The following is a 9074-nucleotide window of genomic DNA, read 5'->3' as shown; positions in this document are numbered from 1 at the left end:
ATAAGCCGCCAAATATAATACTTTGCAAAATTAATGTTTATTAAATTTTCTTTAAAAAAACATGATTTAAAAGTTATCAATATGTAATTAACTAATTCATAGCATTTTTAGAATTCCTTTAATTTAGATAGGTCATAAAATTTTGTAGTCTTATTTCCCGATACTGAAACTTGTGAGTTACTATTTATCAGAATTTCAGATTTTGAAGTAGAAATAATAGCAAATAAATCTATCGTTTTTGGGTAACATAATATACGTTTATGATAATATATTGTTGAGTAAAATATTAAAAAGCAAAGATATTTACTTCAAATAAATCTGAGTAATTGAGTAGAGTCATTGGTCATAAAACAGTTAAAATTATACGCTTTTAATAATTATGTTTAGAAAAAGAACGATTCAAATTAAATTTATAAAAAATTATTTTTCAGCATCTTGTTTCCTATTACTAATTGGGTGCAAAACAATTAATCAAGATGTTATTAAACACAATTATATAACTGGAGAAAGAAACTACGGAGATTTGTTTTACAATGATTCACTAGATGTTTCAATTGATATCTTAGGAAATGTAACTTATGAAGATCTTTCGAAAGAGAAGAAAAACAACTTAAAAAAGAAAATTGGAGATTTTAAAGATGTTTCTATAGCTAATTTAATCCTTAGTTTTAAAACAGATCAAAATGTAGAAACATCATATTTCTTTGAAAAAGTTGAAAACCCTATTGATACAATTGCTCATGAAAAAATTGTAAAAAATGACAGCATCAATGGAGTTGTTATTTTTGAAAAACAAAAAGGAACAAAGAAAATTATTTGCATTACACGTATGTTGGATCATGCTAATAATTTGGAAAAGGCTACTGAAAATATGAAAACAGTTAATCTTGATAATACCAATTTAGATAAACTGTCCTTTATGAAACTGTACAATTATTATACAGTCGAGCCACATAAAAATTTTCTTCAAGGAAGAGAGAAAATAAAGGAAGCTCCCATAAAAGATCCTAAGAAAATAATGCTCAAAGAACCATTGTATTTTACAATTAACTCTTTTATGGGTAATAATAAAGAATATGATTTACTCATTAAAAACTATGAAAATAAAAAAGATGACTTTAATGCTATAGTTCTAAATTCTTTATCAAAAGAGGAAGTTAAAACTAATCAAGATATTTATAATACAATTGCCGACTTAGCCAATAATAATCAGATAATCATGCTTAACGAGGATCATTTTTATCCTAAACATCGATTATTTGCTATGTCATTATTAGATATTTTAAAACAAAAAGGATTCACAACTATCTCTATGGAAACATTTGTGCCAAATGAAGATAATAATACTACTGTAATCCCAAATTCTAAAAATGGATTCTATATTAAGGATCCCTATTTTGGTCATTTTGTAAGAAAAGCAAATGCTATGGGGTTTAATCTTTTAGGACATGAAAATCAAGATAGAAACGTTCCAAGAGAAATAGGGCAAGCCAAGAATATCATGAAAATATTAGAGAAAAATCCAAAGGAAAAAATTTTCATTTATGTTGGTCATGGTCACTTAGAAGAGGACGGAGAAAGTCGTGTCATGGGAAGTTATTTAAAAGAATATTCTAACATTGATCCGATTACAATTAATCAGGAAACAGTTATTGGTAACACTAAGGAAAAATTAGTTTTGCTTCCTAAATCTATATTTGCAAATGATACTTTAATGAAATCAAGTGCTGATTATTTTTTAATAAATAATCTTGAAGCAAACCTAAAATCAGTTTACCCGAATGACGTTTTTAAGAAGGTTGTTTTAAAAAATGAAAAACTCAATGCTTTTAAAAATGAAGAATTACTAGTTGAAATTTTTCTGTTTGATGAATATAACAAAACTAAAAATGCAGATTTATTAATCCCAATAGAATCAACCTTAATTATCCCTAAAGGCGATAAAATTGAAATCAATTTACCTATTGGAAAGTACTACGTAACAGTAAAATCAGCAAATAATGATAGATTTGAATTTCATGACATCGAAGCTAAATAACTCTCACTAGTATTTCCTCGAAAATTATAAAAAAAACCAGAATTGATTTCCTAAATCAATTCTGGTTTTTTTTATACTATATCATACCATAATACTTAGATAATAATCTTATTAAAAAAATGTCATAACAATGAAAAACAGGTATTTATACTGGGCAAATTTATTAATTAAAAACTTAGCTTAGATTCTTCTAATACCAACTAAAAACCAATACACTAGACAGTTATAACAGAATGAGTTTAGGTTATTAAATTATCATTTGAATTAAAAGTCTAAAATCCAGTAATGATTAGCATATATAATTGAGTTGGTAGTAAGTACGATATAATTAAATAGAAATTTAACTAAACAATATATTATGAATTACAATCCGAAAAGAGACCATTTTATTTCCCCAATATTAGAATGGGCAAAAGCCAATAATAAACCGACGGAGAACGCCGCAAACAAAATGTTTATGGCAACAGATAGTCTTACCGACACTTATGAAAATCTAGAAAAAGCAAAACGTTTTAAGGTACCATCAGAATTTAATGGAAAAGATTACATTACTATGTTACTACAGATAGATGCCGAAATAGAGCAAGGGCTTATGTTGCAGTATCTTTACTCTGCTTACAGTATAGGTGGACCTCAAATTCCAGAAAAATATCAAGAAAAAGTACATACTTGGCAAAATATAATTTTGGGTATTGCCAAAGAAGAAATGGGACATTTTATCTCGGTACAAAATGTATTAAAAGTGATTGGAGCTCCCTTAAATTTTGGAAGAGAAAGTTATCCTTGGGATAGTCCTTTTTACCCTTTTCCTTTTACTTTAGAAAAATTCTCTCTTAAATCCCTTGCTAAATATGTTTATGCCGAAGCTTCTTCGGATTGGTTGGATGGTGATGATCCTTTGGCTGCCGAAATTAAGAAATCCGTACAAACAACTGTAGATGATCCGCATACCGTTGGAGCATTGTTTATAGTATTGCTTCAATTAATTAAGGATCCTGATGTAATATCCGATGAAACTTTTCAGGCTGCTACTTATAACTATCAGGCTAAGTTTGGCGAATGGGGTCGTGGATATAAGGAAGGTGACAGAGGAAGTGATGGAAAAAGCATTTATACAAAAAGCCCCGACGTATTAGTTGCAGCATTATTATCTCGTGATGACGCTTATAATGCATTAAATGAAATTGCAGAGCAGGGAGAAGGTTTAGATGTAAAAGAAGGTACACCATCTCATTTCGAAAGGTTTTTACATATCTACAGAGAGTATAAAGAATTATTAGAAGATACCAAAGGCACTTTTAATCCTTCTCGTGATGTTGCTACCAATCCTTATGTAGGCAAAAAAATCGAAGTAATAGAAGAATCAACGTTTAAAGCCTCGGCAGTAGAAGCAGAAAGTGAAAAAATTACAGATCCGCAGGCAATACTTTGGGCAAACTTGTGTGATATTCGTTATCGATTATTGCTTAATTTCTTAAATCATAGTTTTTTACTAGATGATGGTTATAATCATTCTGGGAATACTTCTCCTCGTGGTATGATTATCAATTCTTCATTTGGAGAAATGTATAATTTACGAAGTCTGGCTACTATATTGGTTCAGACTCCTATTGCTAAAAATAGCAGCAAAATGGCCGGACCACCATTTACACTCCCATATACATTTGATTTGCCTTTTGGAGAACACAATAGATGGAGATCACACAAAGACCTTCTCGAAGCATCAAATAATCTTATCGTACAGTTAAAGAACTTTAAAGACCAACCACATATTCAATATTTGAATGGATTACAAGAAGCTGATAAAAAGCTATTACAAGCAATTGTACACTTAACCCAGGAAAATCTGGTATAGTTTCAAATTAATTCAACTCAATTAAAACATTTAAAATACTACAATATGAAAATTATAGAATTACGAATTCTTCCTCCCATTGCAATTGGCAGATTAGGAGAATCAAATACACCAATGGAAGCGTATGACCTTGAATTATCTAAAGAAAAACCACTTGACTTTAGAGAAATAATACCAAAAACGACCTTAACAGTAGACCCCGTTTCAGGAGAAATTAAAGCTCATGATCCTATAAATATAAAATTTAAAGAGGTTACAAGTCTGGCAGATAGAAAAGGAAAAATACGCCCAGTTTCACCTTTCCTGGAAGTGTTTGCTATAACAGATGAAAACCCTGGCGAGTTAGTGCCTCTTACAGAAGAATTGCTTGTTCAGGCAGGATTAAGTCTGAAAGACATTAGTTGGGATGTAGATGTGGCTAACATAAAAATATTTAGAAGAACCACCGATGTCAATGATAAAATGACAGCAAAAATTACTAACATTACCTCGCATGAATCAAAACCATTGCTAGCTGATTGTAATAACTTTTTGCCAAATAAAAAATTACCATTAGGTTCTGTTCAGTACATAAAACCAACAAAAGAGTTTCCAGAATTAAGATTACGATATACACCTGCAGGCGGTAAAGTTTATGGTTCAAATTTAAAAAGAAAGACAGGTCCTGGTGAAACAGAAATACAAGAAGACCCAACTTTTGAAAAGAAAGAAGATTTAATAATATACGATACAAGCGAAGGTAAAGGGACATGGCGTGGTTATCAGGAAAGTGGCACTCCTAATATATTTTACACTGCTCCGGCACAAATTTTTGCCGGTTATTCCTATACCGATGAAAAACAAGTAAGTTGGCAAGTAAGCTGGGGATATATTGATGATGAATGTGATGGTTTTGTAACCGTTAAACTAAAGGTTTCGGATGAAAAAACATTAACAGCCAAAGCACATATTAGTGCAGGGCCACCATCTTTTGCTCCCGATACTTTACCAATTCGTGTAGTGTCTGATGAGCTAGAACAAATAATATTAAGTACAGATATAGATGGAGAAGTAAGTATAGAAGAAGCCGAAGAAATTATTCGCAGAGCTTTTGAAACTATTCGATTGATGAATACAACAATTATGAATGGGAATAGTTACGAAGGAAAACAAAATGTTGCAAGTACAATGGTACGCCAAAACACAAATGATTTCGGACGTTTTTTTGAACCCATTATGGCAACCTCCCTTGTTGATAATCTTGCTTTGCAATTATTACACGAAAGAGTCTTTAACGGGTTAAGTTCGGGTGCATCGCCCTGGTTTGGTGATTTATTGCGAAAACCTACAGAAATAGGTGATTTATCGAGTAAAGCACTTCGAAAAATGCCTGCATTAATGCGTGGCGCCGATGGTAGATCACTAACTTTTACCTACCGCCAAATTAATACGATAATAAAGGCTGCAAGCACCTCTATTTTCAAGGATAATAATCCAGATACGCTGCCAGTATCATACGGCTCACCACTAAAAGCTACAAATTTAACCGCACAATTACATTATAGAGGAACAGGAAACCCTATTGCGGTTTTGCCAAGAACAGCGATTTCGAATTGTTTTCCCGGATTAGAATTTGATTTTAGAAATCTTTGGAGAAGAGCATTTAATGGCATTGTTCTTATTGAAAATAATAATTATGTACTGGAAGCTACCGATATAAAATTTCAAAGTTTAGTAGGACACCGATTGGTAGCTATAGAAGGAAAACCTACAATGGTACAGACATTTGGGCCTGTTTTTCCCGATGGAGATAATACTCCCCTAAAGACCGATGCAAACCCAAATGGTGTTTCGTTTATGGAATGGTCGAACTCTATGGTTCACGTTTTGCAAAAACAAGGACAGGAAGTAATATGTCATTTTACAGCCAAACCTTCAATGGAGGAAGTTGTAGTTGATCTAAATGAATTACATAATGTAGAAAAATATATTGCTGTAATATTAGTAGTTAATAAAGTATTTGATGGTAATAGTGCAGCATTTTCAGATACAATTTTAAAACCCGGAGAATTAACTCAAGGACTTTGCGCGCCATGGCAAAATGATTACCGTGAATGTTCTTGCTATTATTGGGCAGCCAGCAGACCTGATTTTGTAAATATTGTTCCAGATGAAAATGGTTTGAGTACTGGAGATTTATGGATGTCCAAAAAACGAACTGGTTCTTATATTCCAGACGATTGGAAAAACTCAAGATTAATTTCCTATCAAGATTTATTTGAGAATTGGCAAGGCGAACTCAACTTTATTATAAAAGGAAATGATGCAATAGAAAGTAGCAAAATAAAACCTAAATCAAACAAAACGAAATGATAGGAGTTATTGATACGTTTGCCGAACAGAAAAAAAATGCGTCGATTGCAATGAAATTGGCACAAATAATTGTTCCGCAATCTAAACCACGTTCAGCCAAAGCACATTTGATAAAAGGAGGACAATCGTCTCAGATTTTTATCCCAAATGGAAGCCGACTTTATACTATTTCTCCAGAAGTAGAACAAAAAATAGCTTTCCTAATGGATAAAAAGGATGATAAAGGCCTGCAAGATGAACTAAACTTTTTGGGGCTGGATGCTCCCGAATATATTACAGATGAACCTTTACAAAGTCCGCCATTGCATGCTTTATCATTAGCAATAGCGCAAAAATGTAATATGGGTTGTACGTATTGTTATGCCGATCAGGGTGATTTTGGAGGACCTACAAAAAACATGTCTTTAGAAACCGCTTATAAAGCCATCGATTTATTATTAAAAGATTGCCCGGAAGGAGGCAAAGCACAACTTACTTTTTTAGGAGGAGAACCACTAATTAACAGACAAGCAATTAGAGAAGCTACTGTTTATGCTGATACAACTGCAAAAAAGAAACAAATACAAGTCAGTTATTCCATTACTACAAACGGAACTTTAGTTACAGAAAGTGATGCCATTTTTTTTGAAGAATATGGTTTTTCAGTAACTATTAGTTTAGACGGAATAGGCAAAGATCATGACCTTAATCGCCCCATGAAAGGAGGTAAAGGAAGTTATGATAGAATCATAAAAAATATTCAGCCTTTATTGTCTTTGCAAAGAAAAATGCAGGTATCTGCAAGAGTAACAGTAACTCCCGAAAATACAAACCTTCCTGCTGTTCTGGATGAATTTATTAATATGGGTTTTCACGGTGTAGGTTTCTCGCCTTTGTTAAGATCTAGCAACGGACAAAATGAAATGAACAATGAGCAGCTAGCCATCATGTTAGAAAATATGATTGCTTGCGGACTTAATTTTGAGAAAAATGTACTGGCAGGAAAACGTTATCCTTTTTTGAATATGGTAAACGCATTAAAAGAAATTTCCAAAGGAACACATAGACCTTATCCTTGTGGTGCAGGCGCGGGTTATATGGGCGTATCTGCAGATGAAGAATTATTTGCCTGCCATCGTTTTGTAAACGAAGATGTAGGGAAAATGGGCGACTTAAACAATGGTGTACAAGCTGACTTACAAAACAATTGGCTAGCTTCCAGACATGTAAACACACAAGAACCATGTTCTAAATGTTGGGCTCGATACCTTTGTGGTGGTGGATGCCATCATGAAGTAATCGAAAAAGGAAGACCAGCCTGTGACTATATAAGATCATGGTTATTTTATACCATACAAGCCAATGAAAGATTATCACGATTAAAACCAAACTGGAATAATTAATTGTAAATGAAAACGGTACCTGATACTTTCGATGTCTTTATTCTCGGAGCTGGTCCTGCCGGATTATGCGCTACAATACGTTTATTAGATATGGGATATACGGTTGGAATGCTAGAACAGGAACAATTTCCGAGACCACAAATAGGGGAGTCCCTTTCACCAGGAATTCACAATATTTTCGAATATTTAAATGCAGGTCATTTACTGGTAGATTCTACATATTTAAGAAACATTCCCGCCAAGGTAATTTGGGAAAATGCAGATGATATATACTATCGTCCTGGTCAAAATAACGAAGGGATAATTGTGGATAGAAGCAAACTGGATCAGGAGTTACTAGAATTTGCTATTGCAAAAGGATTACATTCCATACAACCCGCAAAATTAAAGCAATCCATAAGTACAGAAAATGGATTCATATTAGAAATCATAGCTGGTTCGGTTGAAATTAAAGTTAATTCGAAAATAGTATTAGATGCACGAGGTCGCAAAGGGACGCTTTTAAGCGAGAGAGTTCCCATTGCACCTTCGGCTATTGCAGTATGGACACATATAGATAATAACTCAACTACCAAAGAAGCATTAATCGAAGCTGTTGATGATGGTTGGTTATGGGGATCTCCAGTTGCGGGAAATCGCTATCGCATTATGTGCTTTACAGATCCAATTACATTAAAAAATAATAGCGATTTGCATCTTTTAGATTTAATGAATAAGACCGAATTATTTTCTCCATTAGCAAACAAAGCAAGAAAGGGTCATATAGAAACTTGTTCCGTTACCTCGTTTGTTAATCAAAACCCATGGAATAAGCAGTTTGTAAAAATTGGAGAAGCCGCTTTTACATTAGATCCACTTTCTTCAACAGGTGTAGAAAAAGCAATGCGCTTTTCATTGCAAGTTGCTATTGCAATAAATACCTATTTAAAAAATCCCGATTCTCAGCATCCAAAGAATTTTTATGAAGAAAAGTTAATAGAATCGGTTGTTAATCACACACATTGGACAGCCGATTATTATCGCAAAGCATGGGCATACTCAGAAAAAAAAGAGTTTTGGATGAAAAGAGCAAACTTTCAACTTGATATCTCTAAAAACCAAACCAATTTTGCCTTCAAATTAGAAAAGGAGTACAATCAAGATCTGCCAATATTTGAAAAAAAACAAGTAGAACCAATTCCTGTAGATTTATTTTTATTTTCACTTTGGAACAAGGAAATTAATATTTCTTCGGATGTTACATTTAAAGATGTTTACGCAATTAATAATGATCGTATAATAATAAAACAAGCACTAATACATCCTAATTTAGAGCGGCCTACAGTTTATCTCGATCAAGTCGAATTATTTCCCTTTTACAAAAGTATGAACGGAAAAGTAGTTTCAAATGTTATAGCCGATTTAAATAAATTTATGGAAATAGAAAAATCTAAAAAAATATTAGTTT

At 32.7% G+C, this 9074-nt stretch carries 5 protein-coding genes; all 5 read left to right on the top strand.

Features of this window, described 5'->3' with window-relative positions; all coding sequences use genetic code 11:
* Window positions 1-379: 379 nt before the first annotated feature.
* Window positions 380-2038, top strand: a complete 1659-nt coding sequence (locus B8T70_RS21800; RefSeq protein WP_086896220.1) for a hypothetical protein — start codon at window positions 380-382, stop codon at window positions 2036-2038.
* Between the two features lie 358 nt (window positions 2039-2396).
* Window positions 2397-3893 carry a ferritin-like protein gene (locus B8T70_RS21795; RefSeq protein WP_039112071.1) on the top strand — a complete coding sequence of 499 codons (1497 nt, stop codon included), beginning with the start codon at window positions 2397-2399 and terminating at the stop codon, window positions 3891-3893.
* A gap of 45 nt (window positions 3894-3938) precedes the next feature.
* A complete protein-coding gene (locus B8T70_RS21790) occupies window positions 3939-6245 on the top strand; it encodes a hypothetical protein (RefSeq protein ID WP_086896219.1) in 2307 nt (768 codons plus the stop codon).
* On the top strand, window positions 6242-7627 hold the full coding sequence (locus B8T70_RS21785) for a radical SAM protein (protein WP_086896218.1): 1386 nt from the start codon (window positions 6242-6244) through the stop codon (window positions 7625-7627). The genes B8T70_RS21790 and B8T70_RS21785 overlap by 4 nt, the downstream gene beginning before the upstream one ends.
* A gap of 6 nt (window positions 7628-7633) precedes the next feature.
* The coding region (locus B8T70_RS21780) for an NAD(P)/FAD-dependent oxidoreductase (RefSeq protein WP_086896217.1) at window positions 7634-9074 on the top strand (1441 nt) is incomplete at its 3' end.

It is taken from the genome of Flavobacterium sp. AJR (assembly GCF_002156885.1).
Taxonomy (GTDB): Bacteria; Bacteroidota; Bacteroidia; order Flavobacteriales; family Flavobacteriaceae; genus Flavobacterium.
This window is presented reverse-complemented; position numbering and strand designations above follow the sequence as displayed.

Coding starts and splice junctions, on each gene's coding strand:
- B8T70_RS21795 (WP_039112071.1), top strand. CDS start 2,397: ATGAATTACAATCCGAAAAGAGACCATTTTATTTCCCCAATATTAGAA.
- B8T70_RS21790 (WP_086896219.1), top strand. CDS start 3,939: ATGAAAATTATAGAATTACGAATTCTTCCTCCCATTGCAATTGGCAGA.
- B8T70_RS21800 (WP_086896220.1), top strand. CDS start 380: ATGTTTAGAAAAAGAACGATTCAAATTAAATTTATAAAAAATTATTTT.
- B8T70_RS21785 (WP_086896218.1), top strand. CDS start 6,242: ATGATAGGAGTTATTGATACGTTTGCCGAACAGAAAAAAAATGCGTCG.